The sequence below is a fragment of the Embleya sp. NPDC001921 genome (assembly GCF_053594475.1).
In genome coordinates this window covers 36,619-55,820 of record NZ_JBSFEO010000026.1, presented here as the reverse complement: position 1 = coordinate 55,820, position 19,202 = coordinate 36,619, and the positions used below count along the sequence as shown (strand labels likewise).

At 71.5% G+C, this 19,202-nt stretch carries 16 protein-coding genes; 9 read left to right on the top strand and 7 right to left on the bottom strand.

Going from position 1 to position 19,202, the window contains the following annotated elements; genetic code table 11:
• Positions 1 to 10: 10 nt before the first annotated feature.
• The gene (locus ACWCPW_RS27835) at positions 11 to 1,231 is read right to left on the bottom strand and encodes an MFS transporter (protein WP_449764337.1); all 1,221 of its coding nucleotides are present in this window, start codon (positions 1,229 to 1,231) and stop codon (positions 11 to 13) included.
• Positions 1,232 to 1,432: 201 nt separating this feature from the next.
• The gene (locus ACWCPW_RS27830) at positions 1,433 to 1,690 is read right to left on the bottom strand and encodes an ArsR/SmtB family transcription factor (RefSeq protein ID WP_449764336.1); all 258 of its coding nucleotides are present in this window, start codon (positions 1,688 to 1,690) and stop codon (positions 1,433 to 1,435) included.
• 330 nt (positions 1,691 to 2,020) lie between these two features.
• Here ACWCPW_RS27830 and ACWCPW_RS27825 point away from each other — a divergent pair, with 330 nt between their 5' ends.
• Positions 2,021 to 2,410, top strand: a complete 390-nt coding sequence (locus tag ACWCPW_RS27825; RefSeq protein WP_449764335.1) for an SPW repeat protein — start codon at positions 2,021 to 2,023, stop codon at positions 2,408 to 2,410.
• Between the two features lie 212 nt (positions 2,411 to 2,622).
• Complete coding sequence (locus ACWCPW_RS27820) at positions 2,623 to 3,096, top strand: hypothetical protein (RefSeq protein ID WP_449764334.1); 474 nt, start codon at positions 2,623 to 2,625, stop codon at positions 3,094 to 3,096.
• Positions 3,097 to 3,189: 93 nt separating this feature from the next.
• Here ACWCPW_RS27820 and ACWCPW_RS27815 read toward each other — a convergent pair whose 3' ends face one another.
• Positions 3,190 to 4,131: a D-2-hydroxyacid dehydrogenase family protein gene (locus tag ACWCPW_RS27815; protein WP_449764333.1), complete on the bottom strand. Its 942-nt coding sequence runs from the start codon at positions 4,129 to 4,131 to the stop codon at positions 3,190 to 3,192.
• Between the two features lie 56 nt (positions 4,132 to 4,187).
• A complete protein-coding gene (locus ACWCPW_RS27810) occupies positions 4,188 to 4,400 on the bottom strand; it encodes an SAM-dependent methyltransferase (protein ID WP_449764429.1) in 213 nt (70 codons plus the stop codon).
• 211 nt (positions 4,401 to 4,611) lie between these two features.
• Between ACWCPW_RS27810 and ACWCPW_RS27805 the strand changes: the two genes are divergently transcribed.
• Together ACWCPW_RS27805 and ACWCPW_RS27800 are read left to right on the top strand one after the other, a co-directional pair.
• A complete protein-coding gene (locus ACWCPW_RS27805) occupies positions 4,612 to 6,741 on the top strand; it encodes a hydantoinase/oxoprolinase family protein (protein WP_449764332.1) in 2,130 nt (709 codons plus the stop codon).
• Position 6,742: 1 nt separating this feature from the next.
• Positions 6,743 to 8,620, top strand: coding sequence for a hydantoinase B/oxoprolinase family protein (locus ACWCPW_RS27800; RefSeq protein WP_449764331.1), 1,878 nt, complete (start codon positions 6,743 to 6,745; stop codon positions 8,618 to 8,620).
• Between the two features lie 82 nt (positions 8,621 to 8,702).
• Here the strand turns inward: ACWCPW_RS27800 and codA are convergent, their stop codons facing one another.
• Both codA and ACWCPW_RS27790 read right to left on the bottom strand, forming a co-directional pair.
• Entirely contained in the window at positions 8,703 to 9,992 is a 1,290-nt protein-coding gene (codA, locus tag ACWCPW_RS27795; RefSeq protein ID WP_449764330.1) for a cytosine deaminase, read from the bottom strand.
• A 19-nt stretch (positions 9,993 to 10,011) separates the two neighbouring features.
• Entirely contained in the window at positions 10,012 to 11,445 is a 1,434-nt protein-coding gene (locus ACWCPW_RS27790; protein ID WP_449764329.1) for a purine-cytosine permease family protein, read from the bottom strand.
• Between the two features lie 171 nt (positions 11,446 to 11,616).
• Between ACWCPW_RS27790 and ACWCPW_RS27785 the strand changes: the two genes are divergently transcribed.
• Positions 11,617 to 13,248 (top strand): PucR family transcriptional regulator, encoded by a 1,632-nt coding sequence (locus ACWCPW_RS27785; RefSeq protein ID WP_449764328.1) that lies wholly within the window; start codon positions 11,617 to 11,619, stop codon positions 13,246 to 13,248.
• A 39-nt stretch (positions 13,249 to 13,287) separates the two neighbouring features.
• Here the strand turns inward: ACWCPW_RS27785 and ACWCPW_RS27780 are convergent, their stop codons facing one another.
• Positions 13,288 to 13,926, bottom strand: coding sequence for a Uma2 family endonuclease (locus ACWCPW_RS27780; protein WP_449764327.1), 639 nt, complete (start codon positions 13,924 to 13,926; stop codon positions 13,288 to 13,290).
• Positions 13,927 to 14,121: 195 nt separating this feature from the next.
• Between ACWCPW_RS27780 and ACWCPW_RS27775 the strand changes: the two genes are divergently transcribed.
• From ACWCPW_RS27775 to ACWCPW_RS27760, 4 genes are all read left to right on the top strand, one after another.
• A complete protein-coding gene (locus ACWCPW_RS27775) occupies positions 14,122 to 15,048 on the top strand; it encodes an SDR family oxidoreductase (protein WP_449764326.1) in 927 nt (308 codons plus the stop codon).
• Between the two features lie 265 nt (positions 15,049 to 15,313).
• Positions 15,314 to 16,519, top strand: coding sequence for a CaiB/BaiF CoA transferase family protein (locus tag ACWCPW_RS27770; RefSeq protein ID WP_449764325.1), 1,206 nt, complete (start codon positions 15,314 to 15,316; stop codon positions 16,517 to 16,519).
• Complete coding sequence (locus ACWCPW_RS27765; RefSeq protein ID WP_449764324.1) at positions 16,516 to 18,069, top strand: carboxyl transferase domain-containing protein; 1,554 nt, start codon at positions 16,516 to 16,518, stop codon at positions 18,067 to 18,069. The genes ACWCPW_RS27770 and ACWCPW_RS27765 overlap by 4 nt, the downstream gene beginning before the upstream one ends.
• A gap of 163 nt (positions 18,070 to 18,232) precedes the next feature.
• Positions 18,233 to 19,189, top strand: coding sequence for a carbamate kinase (locus ACWCPW_RS27760; RefSeq protein WP_449764323.1), 957 nt, complete (start codon positions 18,233 to 18,235; stop codon positions 19,187 to 19,189).
• The last annotated feature ends 13 nt before the right edge of the window (positions 19,190 to 19,202 follow it).

The window sequence follows — 19,202 nt, the reverse complement described above, 5'->3', positions numbered from 1 at the left end:
GGCTCGGACCTCAGGCCGGTTCGGCCGGCGCCAAGGCCGCCGGAGTCGGCAGCCGCGTCGACTCCGGCGACCGCCGGCGCCGCTCCACCCGGTCCAGGTTCAGCCGCAGCAGCATCGTGACCAGCGCGGCGAGCGCGAAACCGGCCCCGACCCAGGCGAGTCCGCGCGGCCCCGCGGCGCCGAGCAGCCAACCGCCGACGGTGGTGCCCACGGTGATCCCCAGGTTCGAGAAGGAGATGAACAGGCTGTTGCCGAACTCGGGGAACTCCCGGGCTTCGCGGCTCAGCCAGTACTGGCTGACGATCAGGCCGCCGGAGTGCACCGCACCCCAGATCGGCACCGCCACCAACATCACCGCGGCGTACGGGCCGACCGCGTACAGCAGCACGTAGACGGCCAGACACAGGACCGGGAACAGCAACACCGTACGGATCGCGGCACGGCGCAGCAGCGCGCCGAACGCGAAGTTGCCGAGGATCATCACGATGCCGAAGGCCATCAGCAGCGCGCTGATCCAGGAGCCGTCCAGGCCGGTGACCTCACCCAGGAACTCGGCGAAGTAGCCGTAGACCGAGAACATCGCCGCGAAGACGAGGACCACCGACAGGATGGTCAGCCACATCCGGCCGCTGCGCAGCACCCCGACCTGGGCGCCGTAGGTCTGTCGTTGCTCCACCGGCATGGCCGGGAGGTGGCGCAGGATGCCCAGGAACGCGATCAGGTTGACCGCTGCCCCGAACCAGAACGCGGCCTGGAGCGACAGGTGCTCGGCGAGATAGGAGGTCAGCGGCACGCCGAGGGCGAAGCCGACGGTGACGCCGGCGAACACCCGGGTCGTGGCCCGGGTCGCGTCGCGCGAGGGCACCAGTCGGGCCGCGGTGGCCAGGGCGACCGAGAAGAACACCGGGTGGAACACGGCGGGGATGATCCGGAACGCGAACATCACCTCGAACCGGGTGGTCAGCGCGTACACGGCGTTGGACACGGCGAACACGGCGATGGCCGTCGCCAACACGGTCTTGCGGTTGATTCCCGACGCGAGCAGCGTCATGAACGGCCCGGACACCGCGATCACCAGGGCGAAGACACCGACGAGCAGGCCGGCCGTCGAGGGGCTGACGTCGAGTTCGGCCGAGACCTGGGGCAGGACGCCGACGATGCCCATCTCGGTGGTGATGATCCCGAACACGCCCAGGGCGAGGGTCGCGATCGTGAGGGAGGTGTTTCTCATCGTTGCCTTTCGGGGTCCGGTTGGGGGCGGGCCCGCCGAACCTTCTGTGATACATATCGAGATATGTAGATGCATCAGTGCATGGGGGTGCCCGCGCGGATGTGCGTCGGATCGGATCGGACCGGACCGAGGCCGGATCGAACCGAGTCCGGATCGAACCGAGTTCCGGGCCGGCTGGAGCATGAGTCCGGTCCGGTCCGGTCAGAGTTCCGTGCGGACGTGCTCGGCGAAGTCGGCGATCGCCTGCTCGTTGCGGCGGTAGTACGTCCACTTGCCGATGCGCTCGGAGTCGAGCAGACCCGCGTCCTTGAGCGTCTGGAGGTAGCCGGAGACCACCGACTGGGCGAGTCCGGCCCGCGCCTGGATGTCACCGACGCAGACGCCGATGTGGAAGCCCAGGCCCTGCTGTCGGTAGGAGTCCTCGTCGAAGTACTTCGCCGGTTCCTTCAGCCAGCGCATGAACCGGAGTCTGGCCGGATTGGCGAGCGCCTTGTGTATGGCCAGCGGGTCCACGGGGCTGCCTTCCCGGGGTGTGTGAAGCCCCTGTGTGGTGCGAACGCGATGCGACTGCGGCGCGGCTTGGATCTAGTTTTCGCGATATGTAGGGGGCGTGTCAACTTGCGATCGGATCGCGCACACGGTAGGGGAAATATGCGGTAAATATTCGGTTTTGTGCGGATTAGCCGCAGGTGCGACGGCTATCAACCAAGGGACCACGATTCCTCGGGAAAGAGGGTGGTGGACGTGTCCACGTCGACAGCGTCCTCGATTGACAAGCATCCCGACCTCATGGAGCTGCGAGCTCGCTCCGAGCGGGCCACGACGGGCCCGGTGGCGCAAGTGGCGGAAGCCCTCGGCGTCCTGTGCGGTGTCTACCTGGCGGCTTCCCCGTGGATCGTCGGGTTCAACGGCCTCACGACCCTGGCGACGGCCAACCTGATCACGGGTGTTGCGCTCGCGTTCCTGATGGGCGGCTTCGTCTCCGCCTACGAACGCACGCACGCGATGAGCTGGGCCGCGTTCTGCATCGGTATCTGGACGATGGTCGCGCCCTGGGCCGTGTCCGGAGCCGTCGACACCACCCGCACCATCATCAGCAATGTGATCGTCGGTGCCGTGGCGTGCCTGATGGCACTGGTCCTCGCGCTGCGGAGCGTCGTCGGGTTGCACCGGCTGTAGCGCTTCGCATCCCCAATCATCCGCATCGGTGATCCGACTCGGTCACCCGAATCCGAGTCATCCGAATCCGAGTCATCCGAAATCTGTGTGATCCGAACCCAAGACCGGGCCGCCGGTCGGTTCCGCCGGCGAACGGTTCGCCTCGGTGGATACCGCGCGGCGCACCTCGCCTCTCGGCCCCGCTCCGCGGTCCCGGGTGGGAGGTGGACGTCGTGGACGGACCGTCGCTTTCGGGGCGGGAACGCCGCACCCTCGCGCGACTGGAGGAATCCCTCGCGGAGGACGAGCAGTTGGCCGAACTTCTGCGCGTGTTCGAGGACCCGATACCCCAACCGGCTCGGCGCCGCCGTCGCGTCGGTATCCGGGCACCCGATTGGACGGCGATAACGAAGTGGACGGCCGTGGGCTTGTCCGGCGCCGCGCTGGGTCTGTTGGTCGCCGCGGTCCTCGGCGGAGACCTGATGGTCGCGTCGGCCGCCATCTGCGTCACGGTGGCGGCGCTGTCGGTGATCGGAGTTTTCGCGTATCTGCGCTGGTGGAGCCGGGACGGCGCGGGCGCCGCGCATGTGCCGCACCGGGCCCATCCCACCCACGTACACGGATGGACCCGTGCGTCCCACCATCGGGCCACCGACACGCCCGACCATCGAGCCGTCGACCCGGACGACCCTGGACGGGAGCGGTGACCGAGGCGGCCGAGGTGGCTCACGTGGCCGAGCCGAGTCGGTGCCGCCGGGCCGGGTGAGCGACCCGCGAGGTGACCGACCGGCCGTGTCGCCCTATCCGAGCACCCGGATCGGCCGACCGGAGCGGAAGGCGGCGATGTCCTCGACCGCGTCGCGGTAGAAGATCTCGTACAACTCGCGGGTGACATAGCCGAGGTGCGGAGTGAGTACGACGTTGTCCAGGTCGCGCAGCGGGTGATCGGCGGGCAGCGGTTCGATGTCGTACACGTCCAGCGCCGCCGCCGCGATCGACCTCGCGCGCAGCGCGGCCACGAGCGCGGCCTCGTCCACGACGGGTCCGCGCGAGGTGTTGACCAGGATCGACGTGGGCTTCATCAGGGCCAGTTCGGCGGCCCCGATCAGCCCCCGGGTACGGCGGCTGAGCACCGTGTGCACGGAGAGCACGTCGGCGCGGGCGAACAACTCCTCCCGCCCCACCGCGGTGACGCCGTGTTCGGCGGCCCGGTCGGCGGTGAGGTTGTGGCTCCAGGCCACACACTCCATCCCGAACGCCTGCCCGATCCGGGCCACCTCCGTGCCGAGCCGGCCCAGGCCCAGCAGGCCGAGCACCTTGCCGCGCAGTCTGACACCCAGGCCCACCTGCCAGCCGCCCGCGCGCATCGAGGCCCACTCGGCCGGGAGGTTGCGGGCGGCGGCCAGGATCAGCGCCCAGGTCAGTTCGGCGGTCGGGTACGCCACGTATCCGGTCCCGCACACCACGACGCCCCGCTCGCGCGCGGCGGCCACGTCGATGGCCGCGTTCACCGGTCCGGTGGTCACCAGGAGCCGAAGGCCGGTCAGTCCTGCCAATACCGGGGCCGGAAACCGGGTGCGCTCGCGCATCGCGACGATCACCTCGAAGCCGGCCAGCGCCTCGACCACCTCCGCCTCGCTCGCGAACGGCTCGGTGAACACCCGGATCTCGGCACCCAACGAATCCCAGTCCGCCAGGCCCCGGGCCACGCCCTGGTAGTCGTCGAGGACGGCGATCTTCATGGTGCTCCCGAGGGGATCGAGCCGCGCGGGTGCGGCGATGGGCCCAAGGGTCGAGGCTATCGGGGCAGTCGGCCGATGCCGCCGACCGACAGGTGGCCCTCGGGGGTGAGCGGCTCGGTCACCGGCGCGTCCGGACCCCACAGCGGCAGCGGCACCACGCCGGGCTCGATCAGCTCCAGGCCTTCGAAGTACCCCTCGATCACCTCCAGAGCGCGGAAGCGTCCGCTGCCCGGAAGGGATTCGGTGGATTGGTCCGGACCTCCTGGCAGGCGGGCGGCGCCCGGGCTCGTAGGGCCCGGGATGCGGGGTGCGCTCGGGCTCGCAGGGCCTGCTCACGGGAATAACCAACTGTTGCCGAGTCCCTTGGCAGATGTTGCCGATTCCGTGGCATGGCGCTGCGAAGTTGAATCGCTGTCAGCAGCCGGGCGACCCGCCCTCCGCGAACGCGATTTCCCTGCCCCTTCCGATTGGAGCGCGCTGATGACGCCTGCCGCGACGGCGGGACCCCGCCGACGGATCCGGATCGGTATCGACACCGGCGGAACCTTCACCGACGTGGTCGCCCTGGACGAGGAGTCCGGCGAGCTCGTCACCACCAAGACGCCGTCCACACCCGCCGACCCGGCGGACGGCTTCATGAACGGCATCGACAAGGTACTGGGCCTGCTCGGTTGCACGGGAGCCGACGTCACCGCCGTCGCGCACGGCACCACGGTGGCCACCAACCAGCTCCTCGAGGACAAGATCGACCGCCTCGGGTTCATCACCACCGAGGGCTACGAGTACATCCTGGAGATCGCCCGCCAGGCGGTCCCGGACGGCTACGGCAACTCCTACTTCTGGGTCAAGCCGGACCGGATCGTGCCGGTCGACCTGGTGCACACGGTCGGCGGCCGGTTCGACCACAAGGGCAACGAGGTCCGCCCGTTCGACGAGGAGGGCGCCCGGATCGCCGCCCGTCGCCTGCGTGACCAGGGCATTCTCACCATCGGCGTGTGCCTGCTGCACTCCTACGCCAACTCGGCGCACGAGGAGCGCATGCGCGAGATCCTGCGCGAGGAGCACCCCGACGCGATCGTGTCGATCAGCTCCGAGGTGCTGCGCGAGTACCGCGAGTACGAGCGCTCGATGACCACCCTCGTCGACGCCGCCGTCAAGCCGCGCGTGGCCCGCTACGTCGGCGGCATCCGTCGCCGCCTGGACGCGTTCACCACCGACGGCGAGGCCGCGCGCCGCGTCCCGTTCGCGATCATGAAGTCCAACGGCGGCGTGCTCTCCGCCGAGGAGGTCGTGCACCAGCCGATCACCACGGTCCTGTCCGGCCCGGCCGCCGGCGCCCTCGGCGCCGCGCTGATCGCCGAGAAGGCCGGCTTCGACAAGGTCCTCACCTGCGACGGTGGCGGCACCTCCACCGACGTCTCGGTGGTCCTGGGCGGCGAGCCGACGCTGACCACCGAGGGCTCGATCGGTCGCTTCCCGTCCAAGATCCCGATGATCGACGTGGTCACCGTCGGCGCCGGCGGCGGCTCGATCGCCTGGATCTCGCCCGAGGGCACGCTCAAGGTCGGGCCCCGCTCGGCCGGCGCCGACCCCGGCCCGCTGTGCTACGGCAAGGGCGGCACCGAGCCGACCATCACCGACGCGCACGTCCTGCTCGGCCGGATCCCCCCGCACCTGCTCGGCGGCGAGATCCCGCTGGACGTGGACGCGGCCCGCGAGGGCCTGACCAAGTTCGCCGCCGAACTGGGCATCGGCGTCGAGCAGTGCGCCACCGGCATCCTGGAGATCTCCGCCTGGAATCAGGCCAACGCACTGCGCCAGATCACCGTCAAGCGCGGTCTGGACGTGCGCGACTTCACCATGGCCACCTTCGGCGGCTCCGGCTCGCTGCTGCTGTGCCGCCTGATCGACATCCTCGGCCTCGCCGGCGTCATCGTGCCGCGCGACCCGGGCAACGTCTCGGCGTTCGGCCTGCTCACCGTCGACGTGCGCTGCGACTACGTGCAGACCGCCGTCGGCGGCCACCCGGATCTCGACCACGCCAAGGTGGCGGGCATCTTCGCCGAACTGGCGGGCAAGGCGGGCGAGGCCCTGGACAAGGAGGGCTTCGCGGCCGAGGACCACCGCTACGTGCGCACCGCCGACCTGCGCTACTTCGGCCAGGCCTTCGAGGTGCGCGTGCCGGTGCCGGACGGCCCGTTCGACGCCGCGCTCGCGGACACCGTCGCCGAGGCGTTCCACGCCGCGCACGAACAGCTGTACGGCTACAACTTCCGCGGCGACGCGAGCCAGCCCGTGGAATGGGTGAACCTGCGGGTCACCGGTGTCGGCCCGATCCGCCGCCCGGAACTGCGCGAGTTGCCCGCCCGCGACAAGGACGTCGAGCGGGCCCGGACCGGCACCCGCCCGGTGTGCTTCGTGGACCGCGACGGCTACGTGGACACCGCCGTGTACGCCCGCGCCGAACTGGCCCCGGGCGACCTGATCGCCGGCCCGGCGATCATCGAGGAGTTCGGCTCCACCATCCCGATCCACCCGGGCTTCGCCGCCCGCGTGGACGCCTACGGCAACGTCGTGGTCACCCGCGACACCACCTCGAAGGGGGCCTGACATGAGCGCCGGTACCGCCACCACCGCGCAGGACGCGCTGCACGGTGTGGACCCCGTGCTCCTGGAGATCGTCGAGGGCACGCTCGCCTCGGTCGAGATGGAGGTCGAGACCGCGATCGGTCGCACCTCCCGCTCGCCGATGATCCGCGACGCGCACGACTTCCGCGCCGGGATCCACGACCGCAAGTTGCGCAAGCTCACCGGCCGTTCGTACTCGGCGCTGGTGCACCCGGTGGCCCGGGACTTCCCGCTGGAGACGATGCGTCCCGGAGACGTGTTCTTCCACAACGACGTCTACGAGTCGGAGGGCGGCATCGGCCACCTGCCCGACCTGTGCGTCACCGTCCCGGTCTTCGCGGACGGGCAAGTGGTCGCCTTCGTGCAGGCGTTCGGCCACCACGACGACATCGGCGGTTGTTGCCCCGGGTCGATGCCCTCGGGCGCGACCAGCGTGTACGAAGAGGGCCTGATGGTCCCGCCGATCAAGCTGTGGGACCAGGGCGTGCCGAACCAGGCCGCGCTGCGCATCATGACCCGCAACTCGCGGATGCCCGACTCGCTCGCCGCCGACCTGGACGCCGAGTGCTCGGCGTGTCTGATGGGCTCGCGACGACTGGGTGAACTCTTCGAGCGCTACGGCCGGGAGACCGTCGAGGCGTGCTTCGACGCGATCCTGGACAAGACCACCGAGACCTACCGGCGCGAGATCCTCGCCAAGATCCCGGACGGCGAGTACGTGTGGGAGGACTACGCCGAGCACGACGGCGTGGACGAGCCGATGCTGCACACGCAGCGGATCACCCTGACCAAGACGCCCGAGAAGATCGTCATCGACTTCACCGGCACGTCCAAGCAGGCCAAGGGCCCGATCAACCACTGCGGCGACTACGCGGACGGCAACTTCCTCAAGAAGTGGCTCGCGCCCATCCTGCGCAACCTCGCGGACACCCCCGAGCGGATGGCGGAACTCGACGTCAACGAGGGCGTGGTGCCGCTGATCGAGATGAAGTTCCCGGAGAAGGGCACGCTGCTCACGCCGATCTTCCCGGCTCCGACCAACGCCCGTACGTTCGTCATCCTGCGCCTGCTCGGCGTGCTCTCCGGCGTGCTGGCCAAGGCGGTCGACGGCAAGATGCCCGCCGACCAGGAGACGATCCGCTACACTGGCGTGTACGGGCACGACGCGGACGGCCGCTCGTACCTGATGCGCGAGGTGCTCGGCGGCGGCTCGGGCGGGCGCTACTACGCGGACGGCGAGGACACCATCCACGTGGTGCCCGACTCGCGCAACCTGCCCACCGAGTTCACCGAGTCGCGCTTCCCGTTCCTGGTCGAGCGGCTGGGTCTGGCCACCGACTCCGGCGGCCCCGGCCAGTTCCGCGGCGGCCTGGGCTACGAGAAGCACATCCGGATGTTGCTCGACGCGTCCTTCATGTCCATCGCGGACCGCTCGATCCTGTCCTGCTGGGGCGTCAAGGGCGGCAAGGCCGGGCGCTCCTTCCAGGTGGTGATCGACCCGGGCGGCCCGAACGAGCGGGAGATGGACGGCCTGGTCGACGACGAACCGGTCAAGGCCGGCGAGGTGATCCGGATCCGGACCACCGGCGGTGGCGGCTGGGGCGACCCGCTGGACCGCAAGACCGAGTCGGTGCTGCGTGACGTGCGCTGGGGCAAGGTCTCGCGCGGCGCGGCGACCGACGACTACGGCGTCGTGCTCACCGGCGAGGGCGACGACCTCGCGGTGGACGAGGCGGCGACCGCCGAACTGCGGGCGTCGGTGCGCGCGGCGCGGCCCGAGGTCGAGCCGTTCTTCGACCGCGGTCCCGGCTACGCGCGGTTGTCCGGCGGGGAGGCCTACCCGGCGGTGGACCTGCTGTAGCGGCACACGAACCGGCCGCGCCTCCTTCGCGATCGGGAGGCGCGGCCTTTCGTCGTGTGCCGTCGGTGCTTGTGGTGTGCCCTCAGCGGCGGGTGAAGTCGACGTCCTCGGGGGCGCGGTCCGGCCAGGTCAGCCGCGTCGGCGCGGCGGGCGTCTCGGCGACCACGCGGCCTCGGGAGATCACGTGGCTCGGGCGCACCTGGCGGCGCAGTACGTCGAAGGGCGAATCGGCGGGCAGCAGCAGGAAGTCGGCCCGACGGCCGACGGCCAGGCCGTACCGCTCGCCCAGGTTCAGCACGTGGGCGGCCCGCTCGGTCACCATCGCGAACGCCTCGTCGATCTCGTCCTGCCCGGAGAGTTGCGCGGCCAGGACGCCCGCGTGCGCGACCTGGATCGGGTTGGCCGTGCCGAGCGGGAACCACGGGTCCATCACGTCGTCGTGGCCGAACGCGACGTTGACCCCGGCCGCCAGCATCTCCTTGACCTGGGTGAGGCCGCGGCGCTTGGGATAGTCGTCGAAGCGGCCCTGGAGGGTCAGGTTCACCATCGGGTTGCAGACCAGGTGGATGCCCGAACGAGCCACGATCCGGCGGAGTTTGCGACTGTAGGCGCCGTTGTACGAGCCCATCGCGGTGGTGTGGCTGGCGGTCACCCGGCCGGCCAGCCCGGTGCGGTGCGCCAGGGCGGCGACCACCTCGACGAAGCGGGACTGCTCGTCGTCGATCTCGTCGCAGTGCACGTCCACCAACAAGCCGTGCCGTTCGGCCAGTTCGAAGAGGATCCGCAACGAGCGCACACCGTCCTCGCGGGTGTCCTCGAAGTGCGGAATCGCGCCCAGGACGTCGGCTCCGGCCTCGACGGCACGGCCCATCAGGCGCTCACCGTCGGCACAGGAGACGATGCCCTCCTGCGGGAACGCCACGATCTGCAGGTCGAGCACGTCCCGCACCCGCTCGCGCAGCTCGACCAGCGCGTGCAGCGCGGTCAGTTCGGGATCGGTCACGTCGCAGTGGCTGCGCACGTGCAGCACGCCGTGCGCGACCTGCCAGCGCAACACCTGCTCGGCTCGCGCCAGTACGTCCTCGCGGGTGAGCAGGGCGCGGCGCTCGGCCCACCGTTCGATGCCCTCCCACAGCGTGCCGGAGACGTTCCAGCGCGGTTGTCCGGCGGTCAGCGCGGTGTCGAGGTGGATGTGCGGCTCGACGTAGGGCGGGGTGGCCAGGGCGCCGGCCGCGTCCAGCACGGGTCCGACCGGGGGAGTGGCGCCGGTGGGGGTGATGCGGGTGACGACACCGGCGTCGACCGCGATGTCCACGGGTTCGGCGCGGCCGGGAAGCCGGCAGTCGGTCACGGTGAGGGTGTTGTCCTGCATGTCGGATCGCTCCAGTGGTTCAGCGTTCGGCGGGATTCGGTTGGCGCGCTGCTCGCTCGCGGCGGCCGAGCAGCAGGTACAGGCCGCCCGCGACCAGTGCGCCGGCCAGCCAGGACAGGTCCACATTGCCGATCGCCCGGGCTCCCGGGCCGCGCAGTGCCTGCGGCACGCCGTACTCGAAGCACCAGGTGGCGACCATCCCGCACACCAGTGCGACGATCGCCGACCAGCGCACGTCGGCGAACAGGCCGCGGCGGGGCTCGGCGTACAGGGCGGCCACGTCGATGCGCTGCCGGGCGAACACGTAGAAGTGCACCAGCATCACCGCCGCCCACGGCGCGACCCAGGTGACCATGCCCGCGAGCCAGGTGTCGAGGGTGTGCGCCAGGCTCGCCCGGAACACCAGGAACAGCGTGAAGACGGTGGCGAACGCGCCCACCAGACAGGACAACACGCGCCGGGAGACCTTGATGTCCAGGGTCTGGGCACACAACGAACAGCTGTACAGGTTCAGGATGTTCGTCGCGATCGGCCCGTGCAGGACGAGCAGCAGCACCGGGATGGCCAGGCCGCCGAACGAGTCGACGATCAGCCGGCCCGGGTCGGCCTTGGCGTTCACCGTGGCCAGCGAGGCGCCGAGCACGCCGAGCCAGACCACCGGGAGGAACTGGCCGAGCACGCTGGCCGCGTACAACCTGCGACGCGAGGTGGCGCGGGGCACGAAGCGGGAGTAGTCCGACGCGTAGGCGAACCAGGTGATGCCCCAGCCGACGCCGATCGCGGTCATCACCGTGCTCATCGCCGACCAGCGGTCACCGCCGCTCAACGTGCTCGCGTGGCCCCAGTCGATGTCCAGTCGGGTCCAGGCCACCACGGTCATCGCGGCCAGCACCACCAGGGTCGCGGGCACCGTCCAGCGCTCGAAGTCGGCGATCGCGCCGAAGCCGGACGCGGCGATCGCGATCTGGGTGGCCATCACCACCAGCACGACCACGACCTTGGTGCCGTTGCCGCCGACGTAGCCGACGCTGTCCAGCAGGGCCATCACCAGGTCGAGCACGATCCAGGTGTTGATCGCGCACCAGCCGGCCGAGATCACCCCCTGGACGGCGGCGGGCAGATACGCGCCGCGCCGGCCGAAGGCGGCCCGGGCCAGCACCATCTGGGTCACCCCGGTGCGCTGGCCCATCAGCACGAACAGGCCGAAGACACCCATGCCCACCAGGTTGCCCACGACCAGGACCAGGACGGTGTCGAGCAGACCGAGGCCGAGCACGATGCCCAGCGCGCCGAGCACCCAGTTGATCGGTGCGATGTTGGCGCCCGCCCAGATCCAGAACTGGTGCGCGGGGGTCGAGTCGCGAGCCTCGTCGGGCACGGGTTCCAGGGATTGGGTGTGGTCGACGGCTTGGGTGGGTCGGGCCGGTTGCGCGGGTTCTTCGAGGATTGCCACGGAGACCTCCGGTGGGGCGGAGCGGAGCACGGCGGTGGGCGGGAGTGGGGCGGTGTCGAGGGTGGGGTGGGTTGGTGATGCGGGGTGATCACCGAAGGTTCCTCGGCCCGGGAGGTCGTGACAACGGACACGGTGACCGGGATACTGGCGCATCTTCCGGACGGAGTGTCCATGACCTTGGGACTACGAGAGGTCCTCGACCACCCGGTGATGCGCCGAGCCGACCCGGTCGTGCCGGACCCGGGGGCGGATCTGGAGCGGCCGGTGCGCTGGGTGCACTCCAGCGAGATCTACGAGATCGCGCCGCTGCTGCGGGGCGACGAACTGCTGCTCACCACCGGACTGGGCCTGGCCGGGCGGGATGCCGGCGAGCGCCGGCGCTATGTCGTCGACCTCGCGCAGGCGGGGGTCGCGGGGGTGGCGCTGGAGGTCGGGCGCACGTTCGGCGAGGTGCCGGCGGACGTGTTGCGGGCGGCCGCCGAAGTGGGACTGCCGCTGGTCGTGCTGCGCGGGATCGTGCCGTTCGTGGAGATCGCCGAGGCGGTCAACGCGGCCATCCTGGACTCTGCGGTGACCCGGCTGCGCCATGTCAACGAGATCGTCCGGGTGTTGTCCGGCGTGCTCGCGCGCGGCGCGGGGGTGGACGAACTGACCCGCACCCTGGCCCGGCTCACCGACCGACCGGTGGTGCTCGCGGGTATCGACGGCACGATCACCGCGTGGGCGGGCACCGACACGCCGAGTCACGTGGCGGCGAGCCCGGCGGCGAGCGCCGGCGTGGAACTGCGCGGGTCGTTGTGGGGGCGGCTGTTGCTGGGGCCGACCGGATCCGGCGCGGCGGCCTGGGCGGGTCTCGCTCCCGGGGCCGGCGGTGCCGCGGGGGTGACCGGTGACGACACCGAGGACCGCGCGCCCGTCGGGTCGTGGTCGGGCGCGGCCATCGGGCTCGCGGACGAGGTGGCCGAGCACGCGGCGCGGGTGTTCGCGCCGGCGCTGCTGCGGCTGGCCGATCGGGACGGGTGGGTCGGGCGTGAGCGGCGCGAACTCGTGGAGGGCCTGCTGCGGGACGCGTTGCCGCCGCGCGAGGTGGCGGCGCGGCTGACGGTGTGCGGCCTGGTCCCGGCCGGGACGGCGGCATGGGCGAGCGTCGCGCTGAAACTGCCGGATCCGGTGCGTGCGGTGACGGTGCTGTACGAGGGACTGCGCGCGTGCGGCGGCCGGGGGCTGGTCAGCGACGGGCCGGACGGTGCGTACGCGCTGATCGCGCTGGATCGGGACACGCACGTCGCCGAACTCGCCGGCCGCCTGGGTCTGCCCGCGGCCACGGGCGACGAGCCGACCGCCGCGCTCGGGCCGCTGGTGCGCGATGTCGCCCGGGTCGGGCACAGTCTGCGGGCCGCGCGGGACACCCTGCGGCTGGCCCGACGGGTCCGGTCGGTGCGCCCCGAACCCATCGCCGACACCGTGCTCGCCGACGCCTGGGCCCTGGAACGGGTCCTGGACCGGCTCACCCCCGAGGACCTCGCCGACCTGGTCGAGGACCAACTCGGCCCTCTCCTCGCCTCGGACGCCGCACGCGGCACGGGCCTGGTGGACACCCTCGAGGCGTACCTGCGCTGCGGCTGCTCCAAGACGGAAACCGCCGGCGTCCTGTTCCTGCGGCGCCAGTCGGTACACCAACGCCTGGCCCTGATCGAATCCCTCCTGCGGGTCAGCCCCGACGCCCCCGACCGCCAAGGCCCCCTCCGCGCGGCGCTCACCGCCCGAGCCCTCCTGACCACCCGAGGCCCGCACCCGACCTGACCGACCCGGCCTGTCGCTGTGATCAGCCGGCGGGGCTGCCTACAGGAGGTCTTTCATGAATTCGGTGGGCCAGGCAGCGGAAAAGGGTTTCGGAAGCCAGACCGGTTCGCCGACCCGGAAGACGGCGGGTTCGGGGTAGACGCCATTGGTCGCGTCCCGGAAGAGCAGCACCTCGGCTTTGCGGCGGTCGACGACCAGGTACAGCGGGATCCCGCCGGCGGCGTACTGGCGTGGTTTGGCGGCCGGGTCCTCACGGTCGAGATCTTCGCGCCGGGTGGAGTTCGACGTCACCTCGGCCAGCAGGAGGATCCCGGTGGTGGACATGGCCCTGCCACCTCTGACCAGGACGCGGCGGGAGGGATCGAACACGACCAGGTCCGGGGTGCGCTCGGACGCACCGACTTCCACCGAGGTGTTCTCGCGCAACGCCCAGGCGGTGGTGCCGTGTCGGGGCAGGCCGGTGAGAAAGGTGCGCAGGTCGTCCAGAATGTCACCGTGCGGCGCGTCGGGAGCGGTCATCATCACGATGCCGTGCGGCGTCGACTCGAAGGTCACCGGTTCGGACAACGCGGCCAGCTCCGGAACCTCGCGCACATGGTCGAGAATGCGGCCGGCGACGAAGGCGATGTAGTCGGGGTCGTGGACGTCGGGAGCATGTCCGGATTCGACGGGATCCATGTGCGCAGTCTAGTGATCCGGACCGGGATTCCCTGGCTGTAAGGGTTCGATCAGCGATCGGCGGCGTGAGGGGCACGGGCGTTGTCCTCGACTCGCTGCGGGACTCTGCCTTCGGCAGGATGTGCCCGATTTCGGGGGTGGGTGTTGGCGAGGCCGGACGGTGATGGGGGCGGGTCGGCTGCCTAGCGTGAGTGCATGATCGTGATCACTGGTGCGGCGGGGAAGACCGGGCGGGCGCTGACCTGGGCGTTGGCCGAGCGTGGGGCCCGGGTGCGTGCCTTCGTGCGGCGGCCCGGGCAGGTCGCGGTGGCGGTCGCGGCCGGGGCGAGCGAGGCCGTGGTGGGCGACGTGGGCGAGCCCGCGGATCTGGATGAGGCGTTGCGTGGGTGTTCGGCGATCTACCACATCGCGCCGAACGTGCATCCGGACGAGCCCGCCATCGGCCGCGCGGTGATCGCCGCGGCGCAGCGGGCCGGCGTGCGGCGAATCGTCTTTCATTCCGTGCTGCGCCCGCAACTGCGCGCGATGCCGCATCACGAGGCGAAGGCGCGGGTCGAGGAGGCGCTGTTCGAGTCGGGCCTGGCGGTGACCGTGCTGCAGCCGGGGCCGTACCAGCAGAACACCCTCGACGCGCGCGAGGCGATCGTGCGGATCGGCGACTTCGCCGTGCCGTATCGGGTGGACGCGCCGTTCGCCGCCGTCGACCTGCGCGATGTCGCGCAGGCGGCGGCCGTGGTGTTGTGCGAGGACGGCCACGAGGACGCGGTGTACGAGTTGGCCGGCCCCGAGGCGTTGACTCCTCGGCTGATCGCCGGGCACCTGGCCGAGGTGCTGGGCCGCCCGGTGACCGCGCGCCGGATCGACCCGCGCGACTGGTACGAGGAGGCCCGCGCCGGTGGGCTGTCCGGTTATCCGCTCGAGACCCTCACCGCGATGTTCGCGTTCTACGACCGGCACGGCCTGACCGGCAACCCGCGCACCCTCGCCGCGCTGCTCGATCGTGCGCCGACCCGCTTCGCGGACTTCGCCCGCCGGGTGTTCGGGCCCGACGACGCGCACTACGCGCCGGGCTTCCAACACCAAGTATTGCCAAGTGAGCGCGATTCGTTGGGCAGTAACTGACGGCGAGCATCGCCCGCGAGCCGCCTAGCTTGGACGCATTCGGAGTCGGAGCGCAGATCGCACCGCGCCCCACGCTCGGCCGTACGTACCGCACACCCGCCTCGCGCACACACGCACTGCACACACGCACTGCACACACGCACCGCACACACGCACCGCACAAACGCACTGCCACCACGCGTCACGCACCACACCCGTACACCGCACGGATGCCCGGATGGACGGACGCGCAACGCCGCATACCTGCAGAAAGGGGTGTTTCGACGTGAGCGGACCGCTCTGCGACCTCGTCGTGCTCGATCTCTCCCGCGCCCTCGCCGGCCCGCACGCCGCGATGATGCTCGGCGACATGGGCGCCCGTGTCATCAAGGTGGAGAACCCGGACGGTGGGGACGACACCCGCGGCTGGGGTCCGCCGTTCGTCGGGGCCGAGGACGCCCGCGAGTCGACGTACTTCCTGTCCTGCAATCGCAACAAGGAATCGATCGTCCTCGACCTGAAGACCGAGGAGGGCCGGCAGACGCTGGCCCGACTGATCCGGCACAGCGACGTGCTCGTGGAGAACTTCCGCACCGGCGTGCTCGATCGACTCGGCTTCCCGATGGAGGAGTTGACCCGGCTCAACCCGCGCCTGGTGGTGCTGTCCATCACCGGGTTCGGACACGACGGCCCGCAGGGCGGTCGGCCCGGCTACGACCAGATAGCCCAGGGCGAGGCCGGCCTGATGAGCCTGACCGGCCCCGGCCCCGACGACCCCACCCGGATCGGCGTGCCGATCGGTGACCTGCTGGCCGGGATGTACGGCGCCTACGGCGTGGTCGCCGCGCTGCACGAGCGCGAGCGCACCGGCCTGGGCCGGGTCGTGCGCACCTCGCTGCTCGCCGCGATCGTCGGCGTACACGCGTTCCAGGGCACCAACTACACCGTCGCCGGCCAGGTCGGACACGCGCAGGGCAATCTGCACCCCTCGCTCCAGCCGTACGGCTCCTACCGCTGCGCGGACGCGATCATCCAGGTCGCGGTGGGCAGCGAGAAGTTGTGGGCGAAGTTCGCGCCGATGGTCGGCCTGGCCGTGGGCGACCCGCGCTTCGCGGTCAACGCCGACCGGGTGGTCAATCGGGCCGAACTCGCGGACGCGATCAACGCCGCGTTCGCCGAGCGTGCCGTGGACGAACTGCTTCCGGAACTGGCCGCCGCCGGCATTCCGGCCGGCGAGGTGCGCACGATCGACCGGGTCTACGAGTGGGACCAGACCAAGTCGCAGGGTCTGCTGCTCGACGTCATGCACAGCACCCTCGGTCCGATCACGCTGCCCGGCCCGCCGATCCGCCTGGACGGAGCGGGCGACGCGGCGGACGGCGGTCGGCGCCGGCACGAGGCGCCGCCGACACTGGGCCAGCACACGGACAGCGTGCAGGCGTGGCTCGACGCCGAGGACGCCCGCGCCCTGCACGCCGCGCGGCGCGCATGAGCACCGCGCCCGTGCCGGCGCCCGCGTCCACGCCCGCACCGGTACCCGCACCGCCCCGCCGCACCCGCGTCGGCGCGCACGCGCTGATCCGCCTGGTCCTGGACCCGGACACCTGGACGAGCTGGGACACCGCGCCGCACCGCCCCGAGCGACTGGACCCGGGGTACGTCGACGAACTGCGCGCCGCCGAGGCCAAGAGCGGCGTGGACGAGTCGGTGGTCACCGGCGAGGGCCGCATCCGGGGCCGCCGAGTGGCGGTCGTGGCCTGCGAGTTCGACTTCCTGGCCGGCTCGATCGGGGTGGCCGCGTCCTCGCGCCTGGTCGCCGCGATCGAACGCGCCACCGCCGAGCGGCTGCCGCTCGTCGCGTCGCCGACCTCCGGCGGCACCCGGATGCAGGAGGGCACCGTCGCCTTCCTCCAGATGGTCCGGATCAGTGCCGCGGTCGCCGCGCACAAGAGCGCCGGTCTGCCGTATCTGGTCTACCTGCGCGGGCCCACCACCGGTGGTGTGCTCGCCTCGTGGGGCTCGCTGGGCCACGTCACCGCCGCCGAACCCGGCGCGTTGATCGGCTTCCTGGGCCCGCGCGTGTACGAGGCTCTGCACGGGCAACCCTTCCCCGAGGGTGTCCAGGTCGCGGAGAACCTGTACGCGCACGGTCTGGTGGACGCCGTCGTCGAGCCCGATCGGCTCGGCGAAGTGGCCGCACGCGTCCTCGACATCGTCACCGCGCCGCGCGAACACCTGCCCGACGTCGCGCCGTTGCCGGTCGAGGATCTGGCCGACGTCCCGGCGTGGACCTCGGTCGAGCTCTCCCGTCGCGCCGAACGCCCGGGCGCCCGCGCCCTATTGCGCCACGCGGCGAGCGCGGTGGTGCCGTTGCACGGCACCGGCCAGGGCGAGAGCGACCCCGGTCTGCTGCTCGCGCTGGCCCGCTTCGGCGGCGCGCCGTGCGTGGTGCTGGCCCAGGACCGGGCCAGGCAGTCCAGTCACGGCCCGTTCGGCCCGGCCGGTCTGCGGGTGGCCCGACGCGGCATGCGGCTGGCCGCCGAACTCGACCTGCCGCTGGTCAGCGTCGTGGACACCGGCGGCGCGGCGCTCAGCCGCGAGGCCGAGGAGGGCGGCCTGGCCGGCGAGATAGCCCGGTGCCTGGCCGAACTGGTCACCCTGCCCACCCCGACGTTGTGCCTGCTGCTCGGGCAGGGCGCGGGCGGCGGCGCGATGGCCCTGCTGCCCGCGGACCGGGTGTTGTGCGCCCAGCACGGCTGGTTGTCCCCGCTGCCGCCCGAGGGCGCGTCGGCGCTGCGCTATCGCACCCCCACCCGGGGTGCGGAGATCGCCGCCGCGCAGGGCATCCGGTCGCTGGACCTGCTGCGCGACGGGGTGGTGGACCGGATCGTGGCCGAGCGGCCCGACGCGGCCGACGAACCGGTCGCGTTCCTGGCCCGACTGGCCCAGGTACTGGAGTACGAATTGGTCGGACTGCTGCGCCGACCGACGGCCGAGCGGCGTGCGGCGCGGCTGGAGCGGTACGCGCGGCTGGGCTGCTGAGGCCCGCGGGCGGTGTGTACCGCTCGGCAAGTTCTGCCAGATCGATTGGGTTTTGTGGTCAACAAGCTCCCAAGCCATCGACCTGGTCACCCGCTTAGAGTCCCAAGTCCCGGACGGGACGGCCGGGACTCCCGCGTACGACAGGAACAGGAGAGTTCGACACATGCCAACTCCCCGCACCGGGAGAGTACTCATCGCCCTCGGCGGAAACGCCATGACGGGACCCGATGGGAGTGCCACTCCCGACGCCCAGCGGGCCGCCGTCGCGGTGGCGATGGAAGCGGTGGCGGACCTGATCGCCTCCGGCGTCGAGGTGGTGCTCACCCACGGCAACGGACCGCAGGTGGGCAACCTGCTGGTCAAGAACGAACTCACCGCGCACGTCGTGCCTCCGGTGACCCTGGACTGGTGCGGCGCGCAGACGCAGGGCACTCTCGGCTTCACCATCGTCTCCGCCCTGGAGGCCGCGCTGCGGCGCCGCGGGCAGGCGGCGCCGGTGGCGGCCGTGGTCACCCGCACGCTCGTGGACGCCGCCGACCCGGCGTTCGAGCGCCCCACCAAGCCGGTCGGCCGGCATCTGCCGCAGGCCGAGGCGGAACGCTTCGTCGCGCTCGGCCAGCACTGGGAGGACCGGGGCGCGAAGGGCTGGCGACGGGTCGTACCCTCGCCCGATCCGCTCGAGGTGGTCGACGCGCCGGCCATCTCGACCCTGGTCGCGGCGGGCTTCGTCACGGTCGCGGCCGGTGGCGGCGGCATCCCGGTGGTGCGTGACGCGGACGGTGCCGAGCGCGGCGTGGAGGCGGTCCTGGACAAGGACCTCACCGCGGCCCTGCTCGCGGCGTCGGTGGACGCGGACGTGCTGGTGATCGCCACCGACGTGCCCAACGCGATGCTCGACTACGGCACCGCGAACGAGCGGGTGATCGGCCGGGTCACCCCCGAGGAACTGCGCGAGCACGCCGCGGCCGGCCAGTTCGCCGGTGGCAGCATGGGACCCAAGGTCGAAGCGGCGGTGCGCTTCGTCGAAAACGGCGGCCGGCGCTCGGTGATCACGTCGTTGGATCGCATCACCGCCGCGGTGGCGGGCGAGTCCGGGACGGTCGTGGAGTCGGGCGCCTGACGGGGCGTCGGCG